Origin of the sequence: Streptomyces sp. NPDC005435 (assembly GCF_040703155.1) — a bacterium.
Taxonomy (GTDB): Bacteria; Actinomycetota; Actinomycetes; order Streptomycetales; family Streptomycetaceae; genus Streptomyces.
Genome location: NZ_JBEXEQ010000009.1, coordinates 243,508 through 269,561, shown reverse-complemented (window position 1 = coordinate 269,561; position 26,054 = coordinate 243,508). Strand labels below are relative to the sequence as shown.

Annotated in this window: 23 protein-coding genes; 12 read left to right on the top strand and 11 right to left on the bottom strand. The window is 73.8% G+C overall.

Going from position 1 to position 26,054, the window contains the following annotated elements; translation table 11 throughout:
- Nucleotides 1–9: 9 nt before the first annotated feature.
- Complete coding sequence (locus AB0898_RS14240; RefSeq protein ID WP_366803183.1) at nt 10–1,284, bottom strand: MFS transporter; 1,275 nt, start codon at nt 1,282–1,284, stop codon at nt 10–12.
- Between the two features lie 318 nt (nt 1,285–1,602).
- Here AB0898_RS14240 and AB0898_RS14235 point away from each other — a divergent pair, with 318 nt between their 5' ends.
- Nucleotides 1,603–1,995, top strand: a complete 393-nt coding sequence (locus AB0898_RS14235) for a hypothetical protein (protein ID WP_366803182.1) — start codon at nt 1,603–1,605, stop codon at nt 1,993–1,995.
- Between the two features lie 8 nt (nt 1,996–2,003).
- On the opposite strand, the gene AB0898_RS14230 is transcribed toward AB0898_RS14235, so the two are convergent.
- Nucleotides 2,004–2,810, bottom strand: coding sequence for a metallophosphoesterase (locus AB0898_RS14230; RefSeq protein ID WP_366803181.1), 807 nt, complete (start codon nt 2,808–2,810; stop codon nt 2,004–2,006).
- A gap of 122 nt (nt 2,811–2,932) precedes the next feature.
- Here AB0898_RS14230 and AB0898_RS14225 point away from each other — a divergent pair, with 122 nt between their 5' ends.
- Nucleotides 2,933–3,469: an ABATE domain-containing protein gene (locus tag AB0898_RS14225; protein ID WP_366803180.1), complete on the top strand. Its 537-nt coding sequence runs from the start codon at nt 2,933–2,935 to the stop codon at nt 3,467–3,469.
- Between the two features lie 72 nt (nt 3,470–3,541).
- Here the strand turns inward: AB0898_RS14225 and AB0898_RS14220 are convergent, their stop codons facing one another.
- The 7 genes from AB0898_RS14220 to AB0898_RS14190 all read right to left on the bottom strand — a co-directional run bounded on the left by AB0898_RS14220 (nt 3,542) and on the right by AB0898_RS14190 (nt 11,475).
- Nucleotides 3,542–4,024: a phospholipase gene (locus AB0898_RS14220; protein WP_366803179.1), complete on the bottom strand. Its 483-nt coding sequence runs from the start codon at nt 4,022–4,024 to the stop codon at nt 3,542–3,544.
- Nucleotides 4,025–4,200: 176 nt separating this feature from the next.
- A complete protein-coding gene (locus AB0898_RS14215; RefSeq protein ID WP_366803205.1) occupies nt 4,201–5,376 on the bottom strand; it encodes a DUF2201 family putative metallopeptidase in 1,176 nt (391 codons plus the stop codon).
- A gap of 164 nt (nt 5,377–5,540) precedes the next feature.
- Nucleotides 5,541–6,779 carry an AAA family ATPase gene (locus AB0898_RS14210; RefSeq protein WP_366803178.1) on the bottom strand — a complete coding sequence of 413 codons (1,239 nt, stop codon included), beginning with the start codon at nt 6,777–6,779 and terminating at the stop codon, nt 5,541–5,543.
- Nucleotides 6,776–8,770 (bottom strand): ankyrin repeat domain-containing protein, encoded by a 1,995-nt coding sequence (locus AB0898_RS14205; protein WP_366803177.1) that lies wholly within the window; start codon nt 8,768–8,770, stop codon nt 6,776–6,778. Before AB0898_RS14205 ends, AB0898_RS14210 begins: the two co-directional genes overlap by 4 nt.
- Nucleotides 8,767–9,909 carry a gala protein gene (locus AB0898_RS14200; RefSeq protein WP_366803176.1) on the bottom strand — a complete coding sequence of 381 codons (1,143 nt, stop codon included), beginning with the start codon at nt 9,907–9,909 and terminating at the stop codon, nt 8,767–8,769. The genes AB0898_RS14205 and AB0898_RS14200 overlap by 4 nt, the downstream gene beginning before the upstream one ends.
- 220 nt (nt 9,910–10,129) lie before the next feature.
- Nucleotides 10,130–11,038 (bottom strand): hypothetical protein, encoded by a 909-nt coding sequence (locus tag AB0898_RS14195; RefSeq protein ID WP_366803175.1) that lies wholly within the window; start codon nt 11,036–11,038, stop codon nt 10,130–10,132.
- Nucleotides 11,035–11,475, bottom strand: coding sequence for a hypothetical protein (locus tag AB0898_RS14190; protein ID WP_366803174.1), 441 nt, complete (start codon nt 11,473–11,475; stop codon nt 11,035–11,037). Before AB0898_RS14190 ends, AB0898_RS14195 begins: the two co-directional genes overlap by 4 nt.
- 140 nt (nt 11,476–11,615) lie before the next feature.
- Here AB0898_RS14190 and AB0898_RS14185 point away from each other — a divergent pair, with 140 nt between their 5' ends.
- Both AB0898_RS14185 and AB0898_RS14180 read left to right on the top strand, forming a co-directional pair.
- Nucleotides 11,616–15,083, top strand: a complete 3,468-nt coding sequence (locus tag AB0898_RS14185; RefSeq protein WP_366803173.1) for a CHAT domain-containing protein — start codon at nt 11,616–11,618, stop codon at nt 15,081–15,083.
- Between the two features lie 47 nt (nt 15,084–15,130).
- Nucleotides 15,131–16,291, top strand: coding sequence for a tetratricopeptide repeat protein (locus tag AB0898_RS14180; RefSeq protein WP_366803172.1), 1,161 nt, complete (start codon nt 15,131–15,133; stop codon nt 16,289–16,291).
- A 19-nt stretch (nt 16,292–16,310) separates the two neighbouring features.
- On the opposite strand, the gene AB0898_RS14175 is transcribed toward AB0898_RS14180, so the two are convergent.
- A complete protein-coding gene (locus AB0898_RS14175; protein WP_366803204.1) occupies nt 16,311–17,237 on the bottom strand; it encodes a helix-turn-helix domain-containing protein in 927 nt (308 codons plus the stop codon).
- Nucleotides 17,238–17,372: 135 nt separating this feature from the next.
- On the opposite strand from AB0898_RS14175, the gene AB0898_RS14170 reads away from it, so the two are divergent.
- Entirely contained in the window at nt 17,373–18,272 is a 900-nt protein-coding gene (locus AB0898_RS14170; protein ID WP_366803171.1) for an aldo/keto reductase, read from the top strand.
- Nucleotides 18,273–18,277: 5 nt separating this feature from the next.
- Here AB0898_RS14170 and AB0898_RS14165 read toward each other — a convergent pair whose 3' ends face one another.
- Entirely contained in the window at nt 18,278–19,744 is a 1,467-nt protein-coding gene (locus AB0898_RS14165) for an MFS transporter (RefSeq protein WP_366803170.1), read from the bottom strand.
- 81 nt (nt 19,745–19,825) lie between these two features.
- Here AB0898_RS14165 and AB0898_RS14160 point away from each other — a divergent pair, with 81 nt between their 5' ends.
- The 7 genes from AB0898_RS14160 (at nt 19,826) to AB0898_RS14130 (ending at nt 26,050) form a co-directional block, all read left to right on the top strand.
- Nucleotides 19,826–20,203: a helix-turn-helix domain-containing protein gene (locus tag AB0898_RS14160; protein WP_366803169.1), complete on the top strand. Its 378-nt coding sequence runs from the start codon at nt 19,826–19,828 to the stop codon at nt 20,201–20,203.
- Between the two features lie 62 nt (nt 20,204–20,265).
- The gene (locus AB0898_RS14155) at nt 20,266–20,667 is read left to right on the top strand and encodes a PPOX class F420-dependent oxidoreductase (protein ID WP_366803168.1); all 402 of its coding nucleotides are present in this window, start codon (nt 20,266–20,268) and stop codon (nt 20,665–20,667) included.
- Nucleotides 20,668–20,773: 106 nt separating this feature from the next.
- Complete coding sequence (locus tag AB0898_RS14150) at nt 20,774–21,118, top strand: hypothetical protein (protein WP_366803167.1); 345 nt, start codon at nt 20,774–20,776, stop codon at nt 21,116–21,118.
- A gap of 202 nt (nt 21,119–21,320) precedes the next feature.
- Entirely contained in the window at nt 21,321–21,695 is a 375-nt protein-coding gene (locus AB0898_RS14145) for a hypothetical protein (protein ID WP_161183188.1), read from the top strand.
- A gap of 205 nt (nt 21,696–21,900) precedes the next feature.
- The gene (locus tag AB0898_RS14140) at nt 21,901–22,275 is read left to right on the top strand and encodes a metalloregulator ArsR/SmtB family transcription factor (RefSeq protein WP_366803166.1); all 375 of its coding nucleotides are present in this window, start codon (nt 21,901–21,903) and stop codon (nt 22,273–22,275) included.
- Nucleotides 22,276–22,415: 140 nt separating this feature from the next.
- Nucleotides 22,416–24,221 (top strand): ABC transporter ATP-binding protein, encoded by a 1,806-nt coding sequence (locus tag AB0898_RS14135; RefSeq protein ID WP_366803165.1) that lies wholly within the window; start codon nt 22,416–22,418, stop codon nt 24,219–24,221.
- Nucleotides 24,218–26,050, top strand: coding sequence for an ABC transporter ATP-binding protein (locus AB0898_RS14130; RefSeq protein WP_366803164.1), 1,833 nt, complete (start codon nt 24,218–24,220; stop codon nt 26,048–26,050). Before AB0898_RS14135 ends, AB0898_RS14130 begins: the two co-directional genes overlap by 4 nt.
- Nucleotides 26,051–26,054: the final 4 nt, after the last annotated feature.

The following is a 26,054-nucleotide window of genomic DNA, read 5'->3' as shown; positions in this document are numbered from 1 at the left end:
GGCACGGCCCTACAACGCGGGATCACCCTCCGCCTGCCGGCTCCCCGTTTCCGTCGCCCCGGACACCACCCCGGCCGCGCCCCGGCCGGAGGCCCACCGCACCGCCGGGCCCATCGCCAGGCCCGCCGTCAGGAACAGCGCTCCCAGCAGGAGCCAGCCGAGCGTGCCGCCGGAGAGGACGAGGGTGGTCAGGAGGAGCGGGCCGATGAGGCGGGCCACGGCGGTGCCGGCGCCGTAGAAGCCTTGGTACTGGCCCTGTTTGTCGGGCGGGGCGAGGGCGAAGCCGATCTCCCAGGAGCCGGAGCCGAGAAGCATCTCGCCGAGCACCTGGACGCAGGCGGCGGCGAGCAGGACGAGCCCGGCGGTCCAGGCGGTGGTGCCGGTGGCCGACAGCGCGAAGCAGCCACAGGCGGCGAGCAGGACCAGCCCGGCGTGCCGTATCGCGCGGGACGCGGAGGACAGGTCCGTGACGCGGCCCGCCATGCGGACCTGGAAGAGGACCACACCGACCGTGTTGACGACCAGCAGCGCCGACACCGTCCAGCTCGGGGCCTCGGTGCGCTCCACGATCCACAGCGGCAGCACCACGCTGAGCAGCGGCATGTAGAGCAGCATGACCATGTTGAGGAGGGACACCAGGGCGTACGGGCGGTCGCGGAGGACGGACAGGCTCGGCCCGTCCTGTCCCGTGGCCACCGGTATCCCGGTCGGCGGCCGCAGGCGGGCCAGCACTGCCGCGGCCAGCAGGAAGCTCGCCCCGTCCGCCGCCAGCGCCGTCAGATACGACGCCTCCGTGTCGAGCCGCAGCGCGATACCGCCCAGCGCCGCCCCGAGGGCGAGTCCGGCGTTGACGGTCGACTGGAGGTACGCCCGGGTCTCGGTCCGCCGGGCCGGTTCGACCAGCCCGGCGAGCAGGGCCTGCCGTGCCGCCCCCAGCCCGCACTGGCAGCAGGTGTACGCGCAGACGGCGGCCAGGAACGCCGGATACGAGCGGACGAAGAGGAACGACCCCACCGCAAGGCCCGTCGCCACGGACATGAGGATGGCGATGCCGCGCGGGCCCCGCCGGTCCGCGAGGTGGCCGAGCGGCACCCCGGCGACGGCACCGAGCGCCCAGCCGAGCGTGAGCGCGGCGCCGATCCGGGTCGGGCTGAGGCCGACGATCCGGCTGAAGTACAGCACCGAGCAGACGTAGTACGCGCCGTCGCCGACGGAGTTCGTCAGCTGGGCCAGCGCGAGCGTGCGCGCGGGACCGCCGGGCGGGACGATCCGGATGAAGCCCACGTGCGTTCCTCTCGGTCGGTGGGTCGCTGTCCGTGGTGCGCTGTCCGTGGTGCGTTGTCCGTGGTGCGCTGGTCGGGGTGCGCTCGTCGGAGTGCGCTCGTCGGAGTGCCGGCGGGGGCACTCGTCAACTGCCGGTGGTGACGGCCGCGTCCGGTGTCACCTCGGCCGGGACGGACGCTTTCACCCCGAACGTTCCATCAGCTCTCATGGGCCGACCGTATCCCCCGGGTCTGACATCGATGCTCGAGATGGCTTCCGGTGGTCGGGGTTCAGGGTCCGGCCGCCGTCCTGACCTGTGACGTCATGGATGATGAGGCGATGTTCGTCCGCACGGAGCGCCTGCCGCCGATCTCGCCGCACACGAGGGTCCGGGTTCACACCCCGATCGGCTCTGCCGTGGTGCTCTGGCGCGGTGATCCGCGAGAGGCGGACGGCCGGCACCTCGTCGAATGGACCGTCGATGACGACATTCGGTGGGGCCGGAACGCCCGGCCGGCCGCTGCCGCCGAGCCCGGACTCCGGCAGGAAGGCGGCCGGGTGAGCCTCAGCGGCCGCCTCCGCCTGCTCGACGACGGTGCCGCCTGCCTCCAGCTGGGTCACTGGTCCGTGCTGCTGGATCTGACGTCTCCCGTCCCCGGCGGGCTGGACGGTTCCTGGGTGCGGATCGACGTGGGATCGGAGAGCGTGGCCCTGTATCCGTACCAGACCTGACCGCGCCGTCAGCCGCAGGTGCGGAAGTGCGAGGTCAGCCGTGCTCCGGCGGCCCGGGGCGCCAAGTCGGCCGAATCCTCCGCGAGTTCGGCCGGGAACTCGATGACGTGCACCGCGAACCCCGGCGGAGCCGTCCGGTCGATCACCTCGCCCCACTCCTCCACCCCGGTCTCCCAGTCGAGCCGGAGGGTGGAGGTCACGCCGGGGCCGAGGGCGAGGGGGCGGCCCGCGAACGTGGTCACGGTGGCGGAGTGGGTGTGGCCGCCGAACACCGCGGTGACCTGCGGGTGTTCGGCGATCAGCGCGGCGAGGTCGTCGGGGTTGTCGAGCATGATGGAGTCGACCAGGTCGCGTCCGAGCGCGACGGGCGGCTGGTGCAGGGCGAGGACGACCGGCGTGCCCGGGGGCAGGGCGTCGCGGATCGTCGCGCGCACCCAGTCCGCCGTCTCGCCGGCCAGGTGACCCTCGTCGCGGCCGGGGACGATCACGTCGAGCATGAGGACGGCGAGCGGCCCGACCTGATGGAACCGGTTGACCGGCGCGTCGGAGGCGGGCTCGCCGAGGAGGACCTTGCGGTAGGGGCCGCGCACGTCGTGGTTGCCGGGCAGGCACAGTACGGGCACCGGGAAGTCCGCCAACAGCCTTGCCGCGCACTCGTATTCGGCCTCGGTGCCGTGGTCCGCGATGTCCCCGGTGACCAGCAGCGCGTCGAACGGCCCCGGCATGGACCGCAGTCGGCCGAGCACCCGCACGACCCGCTCCTCGGCGCGGGCGCCGCCGTCGAAGTGGAGGTCGCTGATGTGGGCGAGGGTCACACGTGAACTCCCGCCTCCCGTAAGCGACTCGCCCGGGACCTCCGTCGCACCCTGTGCCATACCCGCCGCCACCCCTCGTCTCGTTCTAACGATAAACTTGACCATAACCGTTAGGAGTGCTCATGGAAACCGGCATCGCGGAACTCTCACCGTTCGACCTGACGGGCACCGTCCACCACGACGGCCACGGCGGCGTGGCCGACGAACTCGCCACCATTTCGGGGTTTCTGACGTGGGCGCCACCCGGCACGGCCGAAGACCTCCGGGACGACGTGATCGACGTACGGCGGGCGGTCCGCGCCCTGTTCGCTTACGCCACCGGCCGCGAGGACTCCCGCACCGATCCGGGCCTCTCCCGGGAAGAGGCGCTCGCCCTGCTGAACCACTACGCGGGCCGGGAACGCGTGACGGTACGCCTGGACTGGCCGGACCCCGGCACACCCCCGCTCCTGCGCCTCACGGGGACCGCCGATCTGCCCGCCCGACTGGCCCGCTCGGCGGCCGAGTTCCTCTCCGGACCACTGCGCGAGCGACTGCGCGCCTGCCCCGCGCCCCGCTGCGTCCGCTACTTCGTCCAGGACCACGGCAGACAGACGTACTGCAAGACCTCCTGCGCCAACAGAGCACGCGCGGCGCGGCATTACGCGAGGAACCGTTAGGCGCGCCGGACGCGGAAACGGCAGGACCGGTACGGGGAACCGGCCCTGCCGTCGACTACGCGGCCGCTACGGCTACTTGGCGGCCGTCGCCTTGGATGCCTTGAAGCCGAAGATGCTGACCGCCTGGTAATAGGTCCAGGCGGTGGAGTTGCAAGCGGTCTTGGTGGCGCCGGAGTAGTTGTTGCAGACGCGCTTGAGGTCCTCGTAGAAGGCCGAGTCGAGGCGGGACTTGTTGGCGTCGAAGGCGCCGGCGGCCTTGTAGTTGCGGTAGCCGAAGTCGTGGCGGGCGCAGGAGGTCTGGAACGGGAAACCGAAGGGGTTGTCGGGCGAGGAGCTGCAGTAGTCGGTGGACCAGTCGAACCCGTAGGCCGCCCACTGGCCCTGGTTCGACCGGGCGGCGTACCAGGCGTTGTAACTGGCCGCGCTGGTCTGCGTCCAGGAGCTGAGCACCTGCATCTTGTCGGCGGGGGCGGCCGAGGCGGTGGTGGCCGGGACGAGGACCGCGGGGAGCGCGAGAGCGGCGACGACGAGGGGAGCGGCAAGACGACGACGCATGGAGACCTCCGGTGTGTGGGGCCCGTGAGTGCTCGCGGGGTTCGCGAGGCGGGCTCAGCTTGGCCCAGGAGCGCCCCCGTGAACAGTCCATGTCAAAAAATAAATGGCGCGAATTCAGCCGCGCGGCATCTCCGGGATCCACAAAGTTCGCCAAATCTACGCGAGTTGACGAGCCCTCAGTCCGCCGTCGGGACCCGTACCGTCTCGACCCACGACGGCGGCTGCGGCGCGGACCGGCCCGTCAGCGCCGCGATGAGACGGCAGGAGACGGGTTCCGACGGCCACGGCGTCAAGCCGTCGGTCAGTACGACGACGATGTTCGGCCGCTCCGGAGCGGCGAGCGCCCTGCCGATGCCGACGCGCAGGTCCGTCCCGCCGCCACCGGCGAGTTCGACCTCGTCGGCGCTGGTCACCCGGGAGACGGCGTGCACGTCGGCGTCGCAGGCGAGGACGGTCACCCGGTTGCCGCCGATGCCCACTTCCCGCAGGACGCCCGACACTTCGGCGAGCGCGGCGGCGAGGTCGTCCTCGCCCATGGAGCCGGAGGTGTCGACGACGATCGCGACGCGCGGCAGCGGTCTGCGCAGACTGGGGAGCACGACACGGCCGCCGAGGGCCGGGGTGCGGCGGGACGGGCGGCGGTAGGTGTAGTCGACCGCGCCGCCCGCCCAGGCCGCGGCCTCGCGCACCGCCCCGCTCAGCGCCTTGCGCCAGTCGACGGTGGGTTCCAGCAGCTGTTCCGCCCAGCGCCGCCAGCCCGCCGGGACCTTGCCCCGGGTGCGCTGGTGCGCGCGGACGGCTTGCGCGGTCTGGCGGCGCAGGGCCTCCGCCTCCACCGGTCCGAGCCGGGCCGGACCGCCCCGCTCCCCCAGTTCCCAGGGCGAGGGGACGCCGTGCGCGCCGGAGCCGCAGTCCGGGTGGTGGCGCGGGGTCGCCGGGATTCCGGGCAGATAGCCCTCGAAGAGGCCGCCCGGCGGCAGGCCGAACAGGGCGGGCTCCACGCGGCCCGCGGGCAGGCGGAGTCCGTCGGCGAGCAGGTCGTCGTTGATCTCGCAGTCCTGCGCGATGTTGACCCGCAGCGGGTCGCCCTGATCGGCCGCGGGAAGCCGTGCGGCCCGGCCGTGGTGGTCGCGCAGCAGGTGCGCGACCTCGTGCACCCACACCCCGGCGAGTTCGTCGACGGAGGTGGCCGCGACGAAGGGCGGGGAGGCGTAGCAGCGCCAGTGGCGGTCGACGGCCATGGTGGGCACCTGCTCGGAGGCGACCACCGTGAGCGCGTACAGGGCCGAGGCCAGATAGGGGCGCGCCTCGGCCGCCTTGTAGCGCGCGGCAAGGAGTTTGGCACGGTCCAGGGGTTCGCGAGGTGGGAGGTCGTGGTGCGGTGGCTCGTGGACCGGTGGTTCGCCGTGCGGCCGCTCGCGGTGTGACGACGGGCTGCCGTCCTGTGGTTGGCTGTCCGGCGGTTCGTGGCGCGGCCGCTCGGCCGAGTCCCGGGAAGCTGACACGGGCGGGCCGGTCAGTGCGCGCCGGGCAGCGCGCCGGCGAGCTGGAGCAGTTCCAGGAAGGCGTCGATGCCGGGCGGGACGGGCCAGTCCGGCTCGCGCATCGCGGCGAGGTCGCCGGCCGCCCGCGCGGCCACGTCGGGTACGCCCGCGTCGACGGCCTTGGCCAGCACCTCCCAGCCCGCCTCCCAGCGGGGGCGGGTGGGCTCGCTCTGCACGGCGGCGACCACGGCGATGAGGAACGCCAGCTGGCGGTCGCCGCGTTCGGGAAGGGCGAAGGCGGCCGGGTCGGCCAGCACCCGGTCGGGGTCGGGCAGGTCGAGGTTCTCCAGGTAGGAGAGGAGTTCGATGCCGGCCGCCTCGCCGACGGCGCCCATCAGCGCGGCGGCCCGCGCCTCCGCCCGGGCACCGGAAGCGTATCCGGCGGCGAGCAGACGCAGCGCCATCTCCCAGGTGCGCGGCGACGGCCAGGCGCGGCCCCGGCCCTCGGCCTCCTTGGGCATGTGGTGGACCAGCCCGGGACGGGCGGTCAGGAAGCCGGATATCGCGCCCCTCGCCCGGGCGGCGGCACCGGACGCGCGGGCGGGGTCGACGGCCGGGAGCGTCGTCTCGGGCCAGGTGCCGGCCATGCCACGGGCCACGGTGCGCGGGTCGTGCGTCCAGTCCAGGTGGACGAAGCGGTTGGCGAGCGGCGGGCTGAGGTGCCAGCCGTCGGCCGCGCTGGAGGGCGGGTTGGCCGCGGCGACGATACGTACCGAGGGAGGCAGGGCGAGGCTGCCGACCCGGCGTTCGAGGACGACGCGCAGCAGGGCGGCCTGCACGGCGGGCGGGGCGGAGGAGAGCTCGTCGAAGAAGAGCAGGCCGTGTCCGGTGCGGGCGACCCGGACCGCCCAGTCCGGCGGGGCCATGGGGACGCCGGTGGTGGCGGGGTCGTCGCCGACGATGGGGAGTCCGGCGAAGTCGGAAGGCTCGTGCACGCTGGCGATGACCGTCTCCAGGCGGACCCCGAGCGCGGCGGCGAGCTGCTCCATGCCGGCGGACTTGCCGATGCCCGGCTCGCCCCACAGCAGCACCGGCTGGTTGGCCGTCACGGCGAGGGCGAGCGCCTCCAGCTGGGGGTTCGCGGAGGGCTCGCGCCGGGTGACGCCGAGCCGGGCGTTGAGGGCGTCGGCGGCGGCGAGGGGGCCGGGAGGTGCGGCGGGGACGGACTCGGGGGCCGGCGCGGAGGTGGCGGAGGTGGCGGAGGTGGTCATGCTCGGTCGTCCTCGTGCTCGTCGTCGTGCTCGTGCCGGGTGACGGTGCGGCCCGTGCCGGGCGGCCAGGGGTCGTCGCCGTGGCCGGCCTCCTCGGCGGGGTGCGGCCCGAACTCCTCTGCGGTGTCCGGTATTTCGGCCGCCCAGGGGGTCCCGGTGACCGTCTCGGGGTCCTCGCCCGGTTCCCGGTCGCCGGCGTCCGGGTCGTCGTCCCAGTCGAAGGGCGGGTCCTCGTCCCAGTCCGGCTCCTCGTCCCGCTCGCTCAGGTACTCGTCGTACCACTCGGAGCCGATGCCCGGGTGCTCCTTCAGCACGCGGCGGCGCAGGAACATGAGGTCGTACCGGTCGTAGGAGCGGATGACCTGGGCGAGGGACAGACCGCTGTCGTTGACCCCGTCGATGCGGGCGCCCACGTCGAGGAGATCCCGGACCAGGGCGGGCGAGCCGCCGAATTCGACGACTCTCTGGAGGGGGGTGCGCTGCGTCTTGTCCCGCGCCTCCAGGTCGAGGCCGGCCGCCAGCAGGCGCGGCAGCAGCTCGCGGTGGTCCAGCAGGTGCAGGACGTGCAGCAGGGTGCGGCCGCCCGCATTCCTGACGTACGGGTCCGTACCGGCGTCGAGCAGGGCCAGTACACCGGGCGTGTCGCCGTGCTGGGCGCGCTCGAACAGGTCACGGTGCTGGGCCCGCAGGGCGCGCGGCAGGCGGCCCTCGCCGCTGGTCCAGGTGTGCTGGGTGGCGAAGCAGCCGGAGATGGCGCCGCCGAAGGCGCGCAGGGCGACCTCGCGCCGCTGCTCCTGCTCGGTGTGCGGTACGGCGAGCGTGCCGTCGCGGAAGACGACCTGGTGCCACTCGCCCCGGCAGCGCACGCGGACCGGGACGGGCTCGGGCGGCCCGTCAGGGCCCGTGGCGGGACCCGCGTGCGGCAGCAGGGCGGCGGCGACCAGGGGGTGCAGCGCCTGCGGACGGATCAGCCCCGCGCGCAACAGGGCGATGTCGGGCAGCCGCTGCCGCGCGTACTCGGGGAGACGGGGGACGGCGGCGTCGTCCTTGTGCTCGCGGCCGGTGACCCGGGCGGGGGTGCCCTCCTGGTCCGCCGGGGCGACGTCGACGCGGAGGTGGCCCTGCCAGTGCAGGGGGATGCGGAAGCTCGTACCCCGTCCTGCCCGCTCCAGCAGCCGGATCTCGGGGACGATCCTGGTGAGGTCGTGCTCGTCGCGGTGGGCCATCGCGGCCACGTCGAGCGGCCGGTAGTAGCGGTTGCCGGCCGGCGGTGCCGTGAGGTCGAGGTCGAGACCGGCCAGGGCGTACGCCTCGGCATGCTCGCCCCGGGACTGGAGCACGGCGACCCACTCGGCGCGGGCGGCCGGGTCGGCGGGGCCGGGGTCCTCGGCGGGCAGTTCCTCCGGGGTGAGCGGGGTGCCGTCCGGGTGCAGGAAGGGCAGCCGGGCGGAGCCGAATCCGCCCGCGCTGTAGCGCAGTTCACCGCTGCGGCGGGCGTCCCAGAAGCGGCGGGCGGCGGTCCAGTCCTCGGTGGAGTACGGCAGTCCGTGGAGCCGGTCGCGGCCGGACTCGGCGACGGGGCCGAGGTGCAGACAAAGGCGCTGGGGGCCTCGCAGCATCGGGGAGGTGGTGACGGAGAGGCAGGCTCCGCTGCCGCCGTAGACGGCGAGGAGCATCCGGCGGGAGGGGGCGATGACGGTACGGCCCCCGAGGGCGCGGGGCAGGTGCCAGCGGAGCAGGTCGGGGGCGAAGTGGCGCAGGTCCTCCGCGACGCGTGCGGCCACGTCGGCGCCGTGGGCCACGGCCGCCTGCTCCGGGTCGACGCCGGGCGTGATGTCCACGGCGGCCGCCTCGCAGGCGGCGCGCCAGTCACCGGCGAGCCGGGCCTCGGTGGCGCGCTCGATCATCCAGCGGGGTACGGCGTACCGGCGGACGCGGGCCCAGGCGGAGGCGTCCTCGGGCGGGAGGGCGACGGGCGGCAGCGGGCTCATCGGTACACGCTGCCGATCGCGCGCAGGTCCGGGTGCGTGGGGCGGGCCGGGCACATGCGCGCGGCGAAGGAGCGCTTGACCCGGCGGGGCAGGCCGGGGCCGAGGCCGACGTACTCCAGGCGGTGGCCGTCGGGCAGGGCGGCGAGCAGGGTCTTGGCGCCGCGTCCCGTGATGCCGGTGTGGCGCAGTTCGAGGCGGCGCAGCGGGCTGCCGGGCAGGGCGTCGGCGAGGGCCCGGGCGCCTTCGTCGCCGGTCTCGTTGCCGGGGGCGCCGAGGCTGCGCTCGGACATGGCGCGTCCGAGGTCGAGGTGTTCGATGCCGTCGAGGGCATCGGCGAGGGCGCGGGCGCCGTCGGGTCCGATGCCGTTGCCGCCGAGGCCGAGGCGCAGGGGGCGGGCGGGGTCGGCCGCGCGGGCGAGGACGGCGGTGCCCTCGTCGCCGAGGTGGTTGGCCGTGAGGTACAGCTCGCGCACGCCCGCGTCCCGGACTAGGGCCGCGAGCAGTGGGGCCTCGGCCGGGGTCAGGCCGTTGCCCCCGAGGAAGAGCCGCTCCAGCGGGGCGGGGCGGTCCAGGAGGGCGTCCACGAGGAGGCGTACGCCCTCGGCGCCGATGCCGGAGTTGACCAGGTCGAGGGTGCGCAGCGTGGTGTTGCGGCGCAGCAGTGCGGCGAGGGTGCGGGCGCCGTCCGCCATGACGGGGTTGCGCTTGAGCCAGAGGGCGCGCAGCGCGGTGTCGTCGGCGAGGGCTCCGGCGAGGGCGGTCACGCCGTCCGGGCCGATGCGGTTGCAGCCCAGGTAGAGGGTGTGCACGCCGTGGGCGGGGGTGCCGCTCAGGGCGGCGGCGACCGAGCGGGCGCCTTCGTCACCGAGGGCGTTGGTGCCGAGCAGCAGATGGGCGGCGTGCCGGGAGGCGGCGGCGACGGGCAGCAGCCGGGCGGCGCCGTCGGGCCCGAGGCCCTGCTTGCACAGGTCCACCCGGCCGTCGGCGCGCAGGGTGCCGAGCGCGAACGTCTCGTCGGCGCCCGGGGCTTGGGGGTCCATGAGGCGTTCGAGCAGCGGGCCGAGCGCGGCGGGGTCGGCCAGGGGGAGGTCGGGGTGCTCGATCGCCGGGCAGCGTACGGGCGTCGTCGGCTGGGTCATCACACTCACCGATCCTTCGCCGGGGCCCGGCGGTCCGCGTCGACGTGCGTCGACATGAGAAGAGGAGGGTGCAAGACCGGTCGGATTCGAACCGACGTCCTCCAGCTTGATGCGTAGGCGCGACGACCTCTGCGCTACGGCCTTGCGTGAATGATCTTAGCCACACGGGAACAGATTTTCGATCACCGGTTTGAGTGAATCCCCCACCCCTCCCCGACCCTCAGTCCGGCTTGCTCAGCAGCCGCGTCACGCTGTCCCCCACCTCCGGAGTGATCCGCCCCGCGCACTCCACCCCGACCGCCGTCGCCAGGTCCCTGCCGTGCAAGTCCACGAGTGCCTCCGCGAGTTCCGCGAAGGACACGGCGGCGGCGCGGCCACGGGACAGGCCCGTCAGGGCGGTCGCCGCGCCGACGAACGCGGCGGGCCACCACCAGAGCGCCAGCAGCAGGTAGGCCACGCCCCAGGCGCTCAGCCGGGCCGCCGCGCTCAAGGAGCCACGCGCGGTGCTCAGTTCCGTACGGGTGCTGTCCGGCGCGAGCAGCCAGAGGTGCGGCCAGGCGGCGTTGAGGTCGAGACGGTAAGCGCGCCAGACACGCCGGTCCGGTGCGGTGACCCGGTCCCCCGTCCAGAACGGGTGCCGAGGCCGGAGCAGGGCGATCCGGTTGCGCTCGGCGTAGCGCGCCTCCGCCTCGTCGGCCAGCGCGCCGGTGTCGTCCCGGCCGCTCAGCCTGGCGCGTCCGGCGGCGACCAGCGCCGCGCGGTAGCCGGCGTCGGCGGCGCGCCAGCGGCGCAGCCGGCGCGCGGCCAGCAGACGGGTCAGCGGACCCCGGGGTGCCATGAGCCAGGTCCGCTCGATCAGGGCGCCGAGCGCCTGCGCGGCCGTACCGGTGAGCGCGGCCCCCGCCAGTACGGCGACCGCCGCGACCGCGAGGGCGCCGGGGCTGTGGGCACCGGGCGCCTCCGCCAGGGAGTCCAGGCGGGCCCGCAGCCGCCCGGTGTCGTACCAGTGGCGCTGCCCGAGGGTGACCGCCGTGGCCAGTGCCACCAGGTACACCAGCCCGGGGACGGCCAGCAGGGCGAGCCAGCGTTCGGCCATCTTGCCGCTCAGCGCTCCGAGGAACGCGTTCACTGGCGCAGCCCGATCTCCCGCAGCGTCTCGCCGAAGATCAGGCAGGCCGCGGGGCCCTCGTCCGCCTCCTCGGACGGCGGGGACTCGACCCGGGCACAGTGGCCGCGCGGGCAGGCGAGGAAGTACAGCGGAGGGTGCCCCGGGCCGGTGCCGGGGAAGCTCTGGTACGGAGGAGGGGCGTCGGTGCGGTAGGAGCCGAGTCCGGCGCTGAGCCCGGATGCGAGGAACAGGTCCTCCAACTCGTCGAAGTCGTCCTCCAGTTCCTCGGGCGGACGGCCGCCGCGCACCTCGGAGGCGATGTGCTCCATCAGGAGGCGTGCCGACGGATCGAGGTCCGCCGTCCCCCGCAAGGCGGCGAGCCGATGACACAGGGCCGCCAGCCGTTCGTGCCCGAACCCGCTCGCTCCCTCGCCCGCTCCGTCACCGAGTCCGCCCATCACCGCACCTCCGTGGATCAGCCGGTCGCAAGCTCACCACAACGAGCGTGACAGCGGGGCTTCCTGGGTAAAATCGGGCTTCGGAGTTCCCGCCGCGCGCCACGGTCGAGAGCCCACAGCGAGCCGCACGGGGGCGGGCGATGGCAGACGGCAACGGACCGGACAGGGAGTCCCTCGAACGGGTCGTCGCGCTGGTCGGACACTTCCGGCGCACCGGTGACCGCCGTTCGCTGGACAGCGGCACCGAGATCTGCCGGGCGGTGCTGAGGACGGAGCCCGCGGCCGAACACGTGCGAACCACCTGGGAGTCCACCCTGCGGCTGACCCTGGTGCTGCGCTGGACCGCCTTCCGCGACCGGCGTGACCTGGACGAGTCGATCGGGCTGGGCCACCGGCTGGTGGTGCGCCCGACCGTGCGCGAACAGGATCTGCGCCTGCTGGGCCGGATGCTCGCCGACCGTTTCGAACTCGACCGGGACCAGGCGGACATGGACACCGCGATCGAGGTGCTGCGGCGCGCGGCCGGCATGCCCGAGGACGGCACGAACCAGCCCTCGGCGACCTACGACACCCTCGCCACCCTGCTGCTCGAACGCGCCAGGCTCACCGGCAGCGCGGCCGATCTGGCCGAGTCGGAGCGACTGCAGCGGCACGCCCTCAGCCTGCTCGCCGACGTTCCCGAGAACAAGGAGGACATCGCGGCCCTCCGCAACAACCTGGCCTCCACGCTCAACCACGCCGTCAGATCCCACCGTTCACCGGATGTCGCGCGCGAGGCCGTGGCACTGCTGCGAGCGGTCCTGGCGGCCACGCCCGTCGGCCATCCCCGCCGGACACCGGCACTGCTCAATCTCGCCACGGCGTCCGTCGCGCGGGCCGAACTCACCGGCGACACCGCCGACATCGAGGACATGATCGAGGCCGCCCGGGCAGCCGTCGCCGTCACGCCCCCGGGCCATCCCGCACGCCCACGCGGTCTGGCCGAACTCGGGGTCGCCCTGCGGCTCGCCTCCGAACACACCGAGGACACCGGGCAGTTGGACGAGGCCGTGACGCTGCTGCGCGAGGCGGTCGCGGGCACCGCCCCGGACAGCCCGTTACACCCCCAGCGGCTGAACAGCCTCGGCAACGCCCTGCACCGACTGGAGGAACGCACGGGTGACACTGTGCTGTTGGACCAGGCGGTGGAGATCCTGCGCGAAGCAGTTGCCGGACCGTCCCCGGACCTCCCCGACCACTTCGGCCGCTTGACCAATCTGGCCGTCGCCCTGCGCGAGCGCTACCACCAGACCGGCGATCTCGCCGCCCTGCGCGAAGCGGCCGAACTCGCCCGGCTCGCCCCGCGCTTCCCCCACTCCCCGCAGCAGTCCGCGCTGCAACTGGCCAACCTCGGCGTCCTCCTCCAGACCTGGTACGACCGCACGGCGGACCCCGGCGCGGCCGTCGAGGCCGTCGAAGCGGCCCGGCAGGTCCTCGCCCAGACCCCGCCGGACTCCCCCGAACTCGCCGCACATCTCAACCACCTCGGCAACGCCCTGCACAAGCGGTATCTGAGCGGCGGCGACCCGGCCGACCTGGAGGAGTCCGCCGAGGTGCTGAACCTCGCGGTGGAGGGCTCGGCGTACGGCAGCCCGGAGCACGCGAGTTACCTGCACAACCTGGGCCTCAGCCTGCTCGGCGCGGCCCGCTCGGCCGAGGACCCGGCGCTCCTGCACCGCGCGGTGTCCACGCTCGGCCGGGCGGTGTGGGCCTCCGCCGCCGGCACGGCGCACACCGCCGGGTATCTCCAGTCGTACGCCTCCGCGTTGCGCACCCTGCATCTCGTGACGGAGGACCCCGCCGTGCTGCGCGCGGCCGAGGACGCCTACCGGCAGGTGGCCCGGATCGAGGCGCTGCCCGCCGCGCGGCGCGTCCTGGCCGCCTGCGACTGGGGTACGGCGGCGGCCGACGCGGGCCGGTGGCAGGAGGCGCTCGAAGGGTTCGAACTCGCCCTCGCGCTGCTGCCGTTCAGCATCACCCGGCGTCTCGCACGGGACGACCAGGAACACGAGCTGGTGAGTGTGCAGGGGCTCGCCGCCGACGCCGCCGCCTGCGCCGTACAGCTGGGCAGACTCGACCACGCCGTACTGCTCCTGGAGCAGGGACGCGGAGTGCTGCTCGGCCAGGCGATCGCCGAGCGCGCCGAGTGGGAGCGGCTGCGTGCCGGACATCCGCTCGCGGCGGACCGGTTCGTCCATCTGCGCCGGCTCATCGAGCTGACCGACTCCGACACGCCCGCCGAAGGCTCCGACGCGGCGGGCATCGCGGATCTGCGGCACACCCTGGCGGTCCGGTGGGAGCAACTCGTCACCGACATCCGCGCGTTGCCGGGCTTCGCCAACTTCCTCGGCGCGCCGACGTACGACGAGGTGCTGGCCTGCGCCGAGGACGGTCCCGTCGCGGTGCTGTACTCCAGCGTCTACCGGAGCGACGCCCTGGTCGTACGGCCGGACGGCGTGGGGCTGGTCCCGCTGTCCCGGGTGACTCCCGAGGTGCTGGACGGACAAGTGGAGCGGCTGAAAGGCGCGTTGGTCGACGCCTCCGTACCGGGGCGGGAGCGGGAGGGCCAGGAGACGGTCGGTGAGGTGCTGGCCTGGACGTGGGACTGTGTCGCGGAGCCGGTGCTCGGCGAGCTGGGGCTGCTCACTCCGCCCGCCGACGGCGCGTGGCCCCGGCTGTGGTGGTCGCCGGGCGGTGCCTTCGCGGCACTTCCGCTGCACGCGGCGGGCCGCCACGAGGAGTTGCCGGAACCCGGGCCGCAACCCGAACCCCCGTCACCGTCAGATTCCCGGCCGCCGGCCGGCCCCCCGCCACCGACAGATTCCGGGCCGCCGGCCGAACCCTCGCCGCAGGCGGACCGACCGCAGACCGTCCTCGACCTCGTCGTCTCGTCCTACACCCCGACCGTCCGCGCCCTCGCCTACGCCCGCGCCCGCGCGGCGACGCCCCATCCGGCGGGCGGCCTGCTGGCGGTGGTCGTCCCCGACGCGCCCGGCACCCGGCCCCTCGGCGGTGTGCGCCGGGAGGTGCGGGAGCTGCGCGCGCTGTTCCCGGTGCCCGGCGTGCTCGCGGGCCCGCGTGCGACGCGCGACAACGTGCTGGGCGTCCTGTCCGCGCATCCGTATGTGCACTTCGCCTGTCACGGGGTGAGCGACCCGGATAACCCGTCGCGGGCGCGGCTGCTGGTGCACGACCACCAGGAGCATCCGCTGACGGTACGTCACATCTCGCGTCTCGAACTGCCCAACGCCCGGCTCGCGGTGCTGTCGGCGTGCGACACGGCGCGGGGTTCCGAGCTGCTGGCGGACGAGGCGATCCACATCACCTCGGCCTTCCAGATCGCCGGTTACCCGCACGCGATCGGCACCTTGTGGCCCGTGCACGACGCGGTGGCGGTCCGTGTGACGAAGAGCCTCTACCGCCGGCTACGGACCGGCGTACCGTCCGCGTCGCCGGCCCTCGGCACGGACCGCGCCGCGCTCGCGCTGCACCACGCCGTACGACAGTGCCGTACCGCGTTCCCCGACAGCCCCAGCCTCTGGGCGGCCCATGTGCACTCGGGGGCCTGACCGGAAAAGCCCGAAGAGGAAGCAGACGAGAAGGAGTTGGTCGCGACATGGCCCCCTTGTGGCGCGGGAAGCGCGACGACGAACCACGGCAGCCGCCGCCGGCACCACCTTCCGCCGATCCGGAGCAGCCCCGGGCGGCCGACCTGGTGGTGACGCTGCTGAACGAGGACGGCGGTGAGGAGGAGATCGCCCGCGTCGGCATCCCGCCGCACGAGTTCTATGGCATGAAGGCCAACGCCGCCTACGAACGGCTCGGGCCCCAACACCCCGACACCCTGCTGGCGTTCCGCGACTACGCCCGCGCGCTGGCGCGGCTGGAGGGGCGCCGCGAGGAGGCCCTCGAACGTCTCATGGACCTGGTGCGCCTCCAGGCCGAGCAGCTCGGCTTCGTCCACGAGGACACCCTGACGACCGCCGCCGACATCGCCGATCTGCTGCAGCGCATGGGCGATCCCGGCAAGGCGGAGGAGGTCTGGCGCAGTGTGTGGACCGGCCGGGCCGAACTGCTCGGCCGCGACCATCCGGACACCCTCGACAGCGCGAGCGGGCTGGCGCGGGCGCTGGAGGAACTCCGGCGCGAACCCGAGGCGGTGGGCCTCCACCGGGATGTGCTGGAGCGCCGCAGGCGGCAGCTCGGGCCCGGCCATCCCACGGTGCTGTCGGACACCGGGCGGCACGCGGCCGCGCTGATCAGATGCGGCCGCTGGGCCGAGGCGGAGACGGAACTCCGCACTCTCCTCACCCAGTTGGAGCGGCAAGGCGAGCGCGACGGCGAGACCGGACTCGCCGCCCAGGCCAATCTGGGGGCCGCGCTGTGCCGCCTGGACCGGCTCGACGAGGCCGAGGCGGTGATGCGTACCGTCCTCGCCGCCCAGCGGCGGGTCAAGGGCGCCGCGCACCCGGAGGCACGGAACACCCGCAACAACCTCGCTGCCGTCCTGCACGCCCGTGAGCGGTACGGGGAGGCGGCCGTGATCCTGCGCGAGGTGGTGTCCGAGACCTCCCGCATCAAGGGCGAAGGGCACCCCGACACCGTCCAGGCCCGCGACAACCTGGCCAACGTCCTCATCGACGCGGGCGAGCGCACCGAGGCCGCCGATCTGCTGCGCCGCTGCCGGTCCGACTACACCCGCGTGTTCGGCCCGGACCACCCGCTGACCCGCACGGCCGCCGAACGGCTCGCGTGGCTGCGGGACAACCCCGCTTAGCGACCGGCGCCGGAAGGCGTCAGGAGGACGCCTGGAGAAGGGTTTCGGCGGCAGCGGTGCGGGCGTAGAGCACGGAGCGTCCGGCGCGGTGGGCGCTGACCAGGCCCGCGTCGCGCAGCGCGGTGAGGTACTGGGACACCCCGGCCGGGGAGAGTCCGGTGCGGTGGGCGAGTTCGGTGGTGGAGGCCGGGGTCTCCAGTTCGGTCAGCAGCAGCGTGCGTGAGCGGCCGAGGACGCGGACCAGGGCGGGTGTGCCGGTGGCGGCGGTCCGCGTCTCCCACAGCGTGCCGATACCCCGTGCCGGATAGGCGAGTTGGGGCGGGTCCGGCGGGCTCACCTGGGTGCGCGGTCCGGGGCCGGTGAACGCGGAGGGGATCAGCAGCAGCCCCGCGCCCACGGACCGGCGGGGCATGCTCCGCTTCCGGCGGACCAGTGTGAGCGCGTTGTCGTGCCAACTCACCGAGTGGTGAAGGTCGTTGAAGAGGCGTTCCACGCCGTGCTCGGCGACCGTGCGGGCCCGGTGGTAGATGTCGGCGTCCAGTACGGCCCTGATCCGGGCCCAGTAGGGGGCGAGCGCCAACTCCCAGTAGGTCTCGATCTCTTGGGTGAGCCTGGCCAGACGGGAGGGCGGGTCGGCGCGCAGGCCCGTCAGGCGCGGTCCGAGATGTCCCTGGTGGCGGGCGAGGTGGTCGAGGTCCCGGCGGACCCGGTCGGCGGGCGAGGCCTTGATCGCGTCCCACTCCGCCACCGGTGCGGGGGCCGACTGCGCCGGGGCCGGGGTGAGGAAGTCGGGCACGTAGCCGGACGGTCCGATCAGCTCGGCGAGCCACCCCCGGTCCAGGCCGGCGGCCAGTACGCGGGGCCGTACCTGCTCGATCCAGGGCCGGTGGACCGGGTGAGCCGTGTCCGCCATCAGCAGCCGGAAGCTGGGCGCGACCTCCCACATGGGCGAGACGGCGAACCGCACTTTCGCCAAGTCGTTCGCAGAGAACGCCAGTTCCGCCACGGCCGGCTCCCCCGGAGGATTCAGACATGCCTTAATCAATGGCCCCTCAGGCTAGCGTGCGCCGATCATCCCGGCATGACCTCACAGACGATCACCGCGGCGGCAGCGGGCACCTGGAAGCTCGGCGACCGCACCGTCAACCGGATCGGCTTCGGCACGATGCGCCTCCCCCAGCACGGCGAGGCGCTCGTGCCCGACGCCGTCCCGCGCGACCGCGACCAGGCGATCCGGGTGCTGCGCCGGGCGGTCGAGCTCGGTGTGAACCACCTCGACACCGCCGCGTTCTACTTCTCGCCCCTGCGCTCCGCCAACGAGCTGATCGGCCGCGCCCTCGCGCCCTACCCGGACGACCTCGTCATCGCCACCAAGGTCGGCCCCGGCCGCGACCCGTCGGGCGACTGGCTGCCCCACGCCACCCCTGCGCAACTGCGCGGCCAGGTCGAGGAGAACCTGCGCCAGCTCGGCCGCGACCACCTCGATGTGGTCAACCTGCGCATCGTCGGCACCGACTCCATCGCCGACCGCTTCGGCGCGCTCGCCGAACTGCGCGACGCCGGGCTCGTCCGGCACCTCGGCCTGTCCAACATCCGCTCCCACCACATCGCCGAGGCCCAGGCCATCGCACCGGTGGTCTGCGTGCAGAACATGTACGGCGTCGGCGCGTCACCCGAGCAGGAGGAACTCCTGCGGATCTGCGGTGAACAGGGCATCGCGTTCGTGCCGTTCTACTCGATCGCGGGCACCGGACGCACGGTCGGCGCCCCCGCGCGGGACAGCGGCCGGGTGCATGCCATCGCCCGTACCCACGGGGTGAGCACCGCCCAGGTCCGGCTGGCGTGGACACTCCAACAGGGCCCGCACGTCCTCGCCATCCCCGGCACCGGCGACCTCGGCCACCTCGCCCAGAACGTGGCGGCCGGCTCGCTGCGCCTCTCCGAGGACGAACTGGCCACCCTCCACCACGCGGCCGCGTGACCGGGTCATCGGGCGGCGTTCCCGGCGACCGGCTCCTCCTCGCTCGCCGGGCGTAGCGCCGTGGCGCGGGGGCGCGGCAGGGTGGCGGCGAGGAGGAGGGCGACGGCGACCAGGGCCGCGCCGATACGGAAGGCCAGCTGGTAACCGCCCGTGAGCGCCGAGGTGTTGGACGCCCCGTCGGCCCGCAGCGCGTCCGTGTGCGTGGTGGCGAGCGTGCTGAGGACGGCGAGGCCGAAGGCGCTGCCGATCTGCTGCATGGTGTTGAACATGCCGGAGGCGATCCCGGAGTCCTGGGGTGTGGCCGCCGACATGGCGAGGGTGGCCAGGGACGGCATCGCGAGGCCGAAGCCGATGCCGAGGGGCAGCAGCGCGGGCAGGACGTCGACGGCGTAGCTCCCGCCCGCCGGTACGCGGCCGAGCGCGGCGAGGCCTCCGGTGATCAGCGCGAGTCCGGGGAGAAGGACGGCGCGGGGGCCGAAGCGTGCGATCAGCCGGGGCGAGAGGCCGAGGGAGAGCGCGCCGATCGAGACGGAGACCGGGAAGATGCCGAGCCCGGTGCGCAGTTCGTCGAAGCCGAGCACCTTCTGCAGGTAGAGCACGCACAGGAACTGGAAGCTGAACATCCCGGCCACCATGAGGGCCTGGATGCCCATCGCTCCGGAGACCTCGCGCGAGCGGAACACCCGCAGCGGCAGAAGGGGGTGGGCCGCCTTCGCCTGGCGGGCGACGAAGGCCAGGAGCAGGGCGAGCGCGGCGGCGCCGCAGCCCAGGGTGTGGGCCGAGGTCCAGCCGCGGCCGGCCGTCCCGACGATCGTGTAGACGCCGAGCATCAGCGCGGTAGTGACCAGGAGCGCGCCCACGGCGTCGCTCCCCTCGCGGAGGCCGGCTCCGGATTCGGGCGCGAGCACGCGTCCGGCCGCCAGCGCGGCCGCGATGCCGATCGGGACGTTGACGAAGAAGATCCAGTGCCAGCCGACGGTCTGGGTCAGCGCACCCCCGGCGAGCAGGCCCAGCGAACCGCCGGCGGACTGGACGAAGCTGTAGACGCCGATGGCCTTGGCCCGCTCCCTCGGCCGGGGAAACAGGGTGACGACCATGCCGAGCGTGACGGCGGAGGTCACCGCGCCGCCGGCACCCTGGACGAACCGGGCCGCGAGCAGGGTCGCCGGGTCCTGGGCGACCCCGCACAGCAGGGAGGCGGCCGTGAAAATGACCAGGCCCGCGACGAAGACGCGCTTACGTCCCACGAGGTCGCCGAGGCGTCCGGAAAGCAGCAGCAGACCGCCGAAGGGGACCAGGTAGGCGTTGAGCACCCAGGCCAGGCCGGACGGGGAGAAGCCGAGGTCCCGTTGGAGAGCGGGCAGGGCCACGTTCACCACGGTCCCGTCGAGGATGACCATCAGCTGCCCGGCGCAGAGCACGGCCAGCGCCGGCCACCGTGATGTACGTGCGGGTGTGTGGGTTCGCCACATGTGGGTTCCCTCCTATGGGGCACGACTTGTTACAGGGGCCATGGTCTGTAACCATGACGCGCGGCGGAAGGAGGCACTTTCATGTCACGCAGTCACACCGATGTGTCCGACCAGGTCAGCAACGAGGCGTGCCCGCTCACCGAGGTGCTCGACCACGTCGCGGGCAAGTGGAGCATCGGCATCCTCGTCGCCACCGCACACGGACCGGTCCGGTTCACCGAGCTGGAGCGGGCCATCCCCGGCATCAGCCGCCGGATGCTCACCCTGAACCTGCGCAAGCTGGAACGCGACGGCCTGCTCGTGCGAACGGTCTACCCCACGGTGCCGCCGAAGGTGGAGTACGACCTGACCCCCATGGCCCGCGAACTCCACGCGAGCCTCACCGGGCTCGTCGGCTGGGCGGAACGGCACCGGGCGGACATCACCGCCGCCCGGGCCGCGTACGACGCCGCCCTTTAGCGCGGCGGGGAGCGGCCCCGGATACGGTGATCCTCTCAGCGAACAGATCCGGGAGAAGCCCCATGCCCGTCCCCCTCGGCCAGGACCTGGTGGCGCTGCTGCGCCGCCCCAGCACCTGCTACATCGCCACCACGATGCCTGACGGCTCGCCCCAGCTCACCCAGACCTGGGTGGACACCGACGGCGAGTACGTCCTGATCAACAGCGTCGAGTCGCACCAGAAGACCCGCAACATCGAGCGCGACCCCCGGGTGGCGGTCGCGGTGTCCGACCCGTCGGACCCCTCGAACTACGTCCAGATCCGCGGCCGGGTCGTGAAGGTCACCAAGGAGGGCGCGGTCGACCACATCGAGGCGCTCTCGCAGAAGTACCTCGGCGGCCCGTACCCGTGGTTCGGGGGCCGCGACCAGGTCCGGGTCGTCTACGTGATCCAGCCGGAGCGGATCAGCAGCCCGCGCGGCTGACACCGTCGGGCTCCCGCGGCCGGCCTCACGGGGCCGCGGGCCGCCCGGCTCAGAGTCTGCTCAAGTCGCTTGGCCACGGCGCCGGTTGCCGAGCACCATGATCCGCATGACGGAAATCAAGCACCTCAAGGACCTCACCGGCAGGCGCGAGTTCGCCCTGGTCGTCCGGGACGCGGACCTGGTGTCGGCCACGCTCCGGCAGGCACTCGCGGAGGCCGCTCCCGGGGAACGGCCGGGACTGGAGCGGGCGTTGGAGATCGTCGCCGACACCGGAACCGCCGACGAAGGCCGGCTGTGCGCCCAGTGGTACCGGGACCGGCTGGCCGCCGCCGGCTTCACCGGGGACATCGGCTCGGTCTCGGCCCTGAAGGCACTGCGCCAGTCGGAGCGGGGGCTGAGTCTGCTGACGGCGGTCCGGCTGCAGAAGGCGGCGGTGGCTCACCCCGAGTGACGGTCGAGTCTCCGCCACACGGTCAACTCCTGTCATTGGACGCCCTGTTGCGGTCGCTGAGCGATCGTCGCTCGACACCTCTCGGTCAACACCCTTCACTCCCGAAGACCTTCGTACCGGCGCCGGTGCCGCTCGCCTAGCGTGCGGGCACCGGGCGGATCAAGTCGCGCCGGTTCGGACGAGGTTCAAGGGGAGGATCACCATGGCGAGTGTCGAGGTTTCGCTGAAGGAGATGATGGCCGGGGTCGAGGGGGCCATGGGGGCGGCGGTGGTGGACTACACCAGCGGTATGGCCCTGGGCACCCTGGGCGGGGGCAAGGATCTGGACCTCAACATCGCGGCGGCGGGGAACACGGACGTGATCCGCGCCAAGGTGCGCACGATGGAGGAGCTGGGGCTCAAGAGCCAGATCGAGGACGTGCTGATCACGCTGGGCGCGCAGTACCACCTGATGCGGCTGGTCACCGGGCGCAACGGCAACGGCCTCTTCCTCTACCTGGTGCTGGACAAGTCGCGTTCCAATCTCGCGATGGCCCGCCACCAGCTCAAGCGCGTCGAAGAACAGCTTGAGGTCTGACGCCTTCTCAGGTCCCGGGCCCCGCATGCCCACGATGTGAAGACTTCTTCAAGTCGCGACATCAGCATGATCCCAACTCGCGGTCGTGCGTGGCCCGGGACGAGAAGGATCGCCCGTACAGGGCGTATGGCGCGCGGCGGCGCCCTCCGGGCCGGCCGCCGCGCCCTGGACCGACCGTCCCCGACGCGGCAGGGAGCGAGCTCCGATGCAAGTCCCCCTCTATCAGGCCAAGGCGGAGTTCTTCCGGATGCTCGGGCACCCCGTGCGCATCAGGGTCCTCGAACTGCTCCAGCACGGCCCCGTACCCGTGCGGGACCTGCTGGCGGACATAGAGATCGAGCCGTCCAGCCTCTCCCAACAGCTCGGCGTACTGCGGCGGTCCGGGATCGTCGTGTCCATCCGCGAGGGCTCGACGGTGAGTTACGCCCTCGCCGGTGGTGATGTGGCCGAGCTGCTGCGGGCGGCCCGCCGCATCCTCACCGAGCTTTTGGCCGGGCAGAACGAACTCCTCGCGGAGCTGCGGCAGTCGGACGAGGCGGCGGACGCCTCGCCCGCGATGTCCTCGCGCACCGCGCATTAGGCCCTGTCGTCACATCCCCGCCGTCGCCCGGCGGGCGGCCCGGCGGCCACTCGGCACCCACCACCCTGCCGAAAGCATTGACGCGGCCGCGCTTACTTAGACTAGCCTTCCCTAAGTTGACCGGTTCCGGAGGGTGGCTGGTGGGAACAGGGAAGCCGTCGGGGCGGGACGTCCTGGCACACGCCGTCCAGCGTCAGAGGCGCCGCCTCACGCTCGCCGTGCTGCTCGGGGCGGGTCATCAACTGGGCGAGGTCGCCGTGCCGGTGCTCATCGGTGTCGTCGTGGACCGCGCCGTGGCCCGTTCGGACGGGCGGCTGCTGGCCCTCTGGCTCGGGGTGCTCGCTGTCGTCTACGTGGCTCTGTCCTGGAGTTTCCGGCTGGGCGCCCGCGCCGGTGAACGCGCCGCCGAGGAGGCCGCGCACGAACTCCGGGTGGCCCTCGTACGCCGGGTCCTGGACGCCCGGGGCGGCGCGGAGTCGGGACGGCTGCCCGGCGAGCTGGTCAGCATCGCCACCGAGGACGCCAAGCGGGTCGGCGCCGTCAACATGGCGCTGATGAGCGGGATTTCGGCCTTCGTCGGCGTCGCGGCGGGCGCGGTGGCCCTGCTGTTCGTGTCCGTACCGCTCGGACTGATCGTGCTCCTCGGCACGCCCGCGCTGCTGTGGGCCGGGCATCTGCTCGGCAAGCCGCTGGAGCGGCGCAGCGAGGCCGAGCAGGAGCGGGCCGCGCACGCGTCCGGGGTGGCCGCCGATCTGGTGGCCGGGCTGCGGGTGCTCAAGGGGCTCGGTGCCCAGCGCGCGGCGGTCGAGCGGTACCGGCGCACGAGCCGCGACTCGCTCGCCGCGACCCTGCGGGCGGCCCGCGCCGAGTCCTGGCAGACCGGTCTCGTCCTCGCCCTCACCGGTGTCTTCATCGCGCTGATCGCCCTGGCGGGCGGCCGGCTGGCCCTGAGCGGCGCCATCACCCTCGGCCAGTTGGTCTCGGCCGTGGGTCTGGCCCTCTTTCTCTTGGGGCCACTTGAGGTGTTCGCTTGGGTCAACGCCGAACTCGCCCAGGGCCGCGCCTCCGCCGCCCGCGTGGCCGCCGTCCTCGCGGCGGAGCCCGCGGTGGGCGCCGTGGCCCCTGCGGCCCCCGTGCCCGCTGTGGCCGCCGTGACCCCTGCGCCCCCCGTGGCTGATGCCCCCGCCACACCCCCGGACCCCACCCCCCTGCCGACCCCCACCCCCGGTGGCCTCCGGCTGCGCGGCATACGGCTCGGCAGCCTGGCCGGAGTGGACCTCGACCTGCCCCCCGGCGAGCTGACCGGCATCGCCGTCACGGACCCCGCCGACGCCCAGGCGCTGCTGCGCTGCCTCGCCCGCGAGGCCGACCCGGAGGCGGGCGGCGTCGAGCTGGACGGCGTACCGCTCACCTCCCTGGACCCGGCGCTGCTGCGCACGGCGGTCCTGGTCGCGGCGCACGACGCGGCCCTGTTCGACGGCACGCTGGCGGAGAACCTGGACCCCTGGGCCACCACCGTGAACGCCGGGCCGACCGCCGGCCGAGGCCCGGCGGAGAACGATCACGTACTCGCCGCATCCCGAGCCGACGAGGTCATCCGCTCCCTCCCGCACGGCCCCGCCACCCGCATCGGCGAGGGCGGCCGCTCCCTCTCCGGTGGCCAGCGGCAGCGCGTCCTCCTCGCCCGAGCCCTCGGCGCCGCACCGGACGTCCTGGTGCTGCACGACCCGACGACCGCCGTGGACGCGGTGACCGAGGCACGGATCGCCCAGGGCGTACGGGAGGTGCGCGCGGGCCGCACCACGGTCCTGGTGACCAACAGCCCCGCCCTGCTGGCCGTCACCGACCGCGTGGTCCTGCTCGACGCCGGCCGGGTCGGCGCCCGGGGCACGCACGCGGACCTCGTACAGACCGACGCGGCCTACCGGACGGCGGTACTGGCATGACCCTCCCCGAGGCGCCCGCGCCGGACCACGCGCTCCTGCCCACCGCCACCCCGGCCCGCACCCGCGCCGCCGTACGTGAGCTGCTCCGCCCCCAACGCGCGCTCGCGGCAACGGGGTTCGGCCTGCTGGTCCTCTCCACCTCCGTGGGACTGGCCACCCAGCCGCTGCTCGGCCGGGTGGTGGACCTGGTGACCGAGCACCGGCCGCCGGGCGCGCTCACGGCGCCGGTCGTCGCCCTGGCCGCCGTCGCGGTGGTGCAGGGCGTGACGACCGCGCTCGGCATGGCCCGGGTGTCCCGGCTCGGCGAGAGCGCACTCGCCCGGCTGCGCGAGCGGTTCGTGGAGCGCGCCCTGTCCCTGCCGTTGGACCGGCTGGAGCGGGCCGGGTCCGGCGACCTCAACTCCCGTGTCACACGCGACGTTTCCCGCGTGGCCGAAGCGGTCCGCACCGCGCTGCCCGAACTCGCCCGCTCCGCCCTGTCGATCGTGCTGACCCTCGTCGCCCTCGCCGTGCTGGACTGGCGGTTCCTGCTGGCCGCGCTGGTCGCCGTGCCCGTACAGGCGCACACGGCCCGCTGGTACGTACGCAACGCCGTGCCGCTGTACGCCCGCGAGCGCGTCGCCACCGGCGCCCAGCAGCAGCAGCTCCTTGACACCATCGGCGGCGCGACGACCGTACGGGCCCTGCGACTTGAGGCACCCCACCTGCGCCGGGTCACCGAGCGCTCGCGGGCGGCGGTGGACCTCACCATGCGCGGTGTCGGACTGGTCCTGCGTTTCTACGCCCGCCTGCACATCGCCGAGTTCGCGGGACTCGCGGCCGTTCTCGCCACCGGTTTCCTGCTGGTGCGCTCCGGTTCGGCCTCGCTGGGCACGGCGACGGCCGCCGCGCTGTACTTCCACAGCCTCTTCGGCCCGGTCAACACCGCCCTCGTCCTGCTCGACGACGCGCAGTCCGCCACGGCCGCGCTCGCCCGGCTCGTCGGTGTCGTGGACGAACTCCCGGCCGAGGAAAGGCGAGTCGGCCAGCTGCCCGGCTCCGACGCGGGTGTCACCGTCACCGGTGTCTCCCACGCCTACCTGCCCGGCCGCCCCGTGCTGCACGACGTGGACCTCACCGTCCGCCCCGGCGAGACCGTCGCCCTGGTCGGCACCACCGGAGCGGGCAAGTCGACGCTGGCGAAGCTGATTTCGGGGCTCCACCGGCCGGACGCGGGCCGGATCGAGGTGGACGGCGCGGAGCCGGACGAGTACGGCCGCTCGGTCGCGCTGGTCACCCAGGAGGTGCACGTCTTCGCCGGGCCGCTCGCCGACGACCTACGACTCGCCCGCCCTGACGCCACCGACGGGGAGCTGCTGGAGGCGCTGGCCGCCGTGGGCGCGCGGGACTGGGCCGAAGCGCTGCCGGAGGGGCTCGACACGGTGGTGGGCGACGGCGGACACCGGCTCACCGCCGACCGCGCCCAGCAACTGGCGCTCGCCCGACTGTGGTTGGCCGATCCGCCGGTCGCCGTACTCGACGAGGCGACGGCGGAGGCGGGCAGTTCGGGCGCCCGGCTGCTGGAGTCGGCCGCCCGGCAGGTGCTCAAGGGCTGGACCGCGATCGTCGTGGCCCACCGGCTCGGGCAGGCCGCGACCGCCGACCGCGTCGTGGTGATGCGCGAGGGCCGGATCGTGGAGCAGGGCCCCCACGAGGAACTGCTCGCCGCCGGCGGCGCGTACGCGCGGCTGTGGCGTGCCTGGTCCGCACAGCGCCCGGCGTCCCCCGGCCCCTCCCCCGCACCAGAACCCCCCGGACCCCCCGCACCGACCGACCGTTCACGACCGTAAGGAT

Bases quoted from the DNA above. Each gene is read 5' to 3' on its own strand.
- AB0898_RS14150 (WP_366803167.1), top strand. From the start codon at position 20,774: ATGACGGAAATCAAGCACCTCAAGGACCTCACCGGCAGGCGCGAGTTC.
- AB0898_RS14175 (WP_366803204.1), bottom strand. From the start codon at position 17,237: ATGTGGGAGGTCGCGCCCAGCTTCCGGCTGCTGATGGCGGACACGGCT.
- AB0898_RS14155 (WP_366803168.1), top strand. From the start codon at position 20,266: ATGCCCGTCCCCCTCGGCCAGGACCTGGTGGCGCTGCTGCGCCGCCCC.
- AB0898_RS14160 (WP_366803169.1), top strand. From the start codon at position 19,826: ATGTCACGCAGTCACACCGATGTGTCCGACCAGGTCAGCAACGAGGCG.
- AB0898_RS14145 (WP_161183188.1), top strand. From the start codon at position 21,321: ATGGCGAGTGTCGAGGTTTCGCTGAAGGAGATGATGGCCGGGGTCGAG.
- AB0898_RS14190 (WP_366803174.1), bottom strand. From the start codon at position 11,475: ATGGGCGGACTCGGTGACGGAGCGGGCGAGGGAGCGAGCGGGTTCGGG.
- AB0898_RS14130 (WP_366803164.1), top strand. From the start codon at position 24,218: ATGACCCTCCCCGAGGCGCCCGCGCCGGACCACGCGCTCCTGCCCACC.
- AB0898_RS14165 (WP_366803170.1), bottom strand. From the start codon at position 19,744: ATGTGGCGAACCCACACACCCGCACGTACATCACGGTGGCCGGCGCTG.
- AB0898_RS14205 (WP_366803177.1), bottom strand. From the start codon at position 8,770: ATGAGCCCGCTGCCGCCCGTCGCCCTCCCGCCCGAGGACGCCTCCGCC.
- AB0898_RS14225 (WP_366803180.1), top strand. From the start codon at position 2,933: ATGGAAACCGGCATCGCGGAACTCTCACCGTTCGACCTGACGGGCACC.
- AB0898_RS14200 (WP_366803176.1), bottom strand. From the start codon at position 9,909: ATGACCCAGCCGACGACGCCCGTACGCTGCCCGGCGATCGAGCACCCC.
- AB0898_RS14210 (WP_366803178.1), bottom strand. From the start codon at position 6,779: ATGACCACCTCCGCCACCTCCGCCACCTCCGCGCCGGCCCCCGAGTCC.
- AB0898_RS14170 (WP_366803171.1), top strand. From the start codon at position 17,373: ATGACCTCACAGACGATCACCGCGGCGGCAGCGGGCACCTGGAAGCTC.
- AB0898_RS14140 (WP_366803166.1), top strand. From the start codon at position 21,901: ATGCAAGTCCCCCTCTATCAGGCCAAGGCGGAGTTCTTCCGGATGCTC.
- AB0898_RS14220 (WP_366803179.1), bottom strand. From the start codon at position 4,024: ATGCGTCGTCGTCTTGCCGCTCCCCTCGTCGTCGCCGCTCTCGCGCTC.
- AB0898_RS14180 (WP_366803172.1), top strand. From the start codon at position 15,131: ATGGCCCCCTTGTGGCGCGGGAAGCGCGACGACGAACCACGGCAGCCG.
- AB0898_RS14235 (WP_366803182.1), top strand. From the start codon at position 1,603: ATGTTCGTCCGCACGGAGCGCCTGCCGCCGATCTCGCCGCACACGAGG.
- AB0898_RS14185 (WP_366803173.1), top strand. From the start codon at position 11,616: ATGGCAGACGGCAACGGACCGGACAGGGAGTCCCTCGAACGGGTCGTC.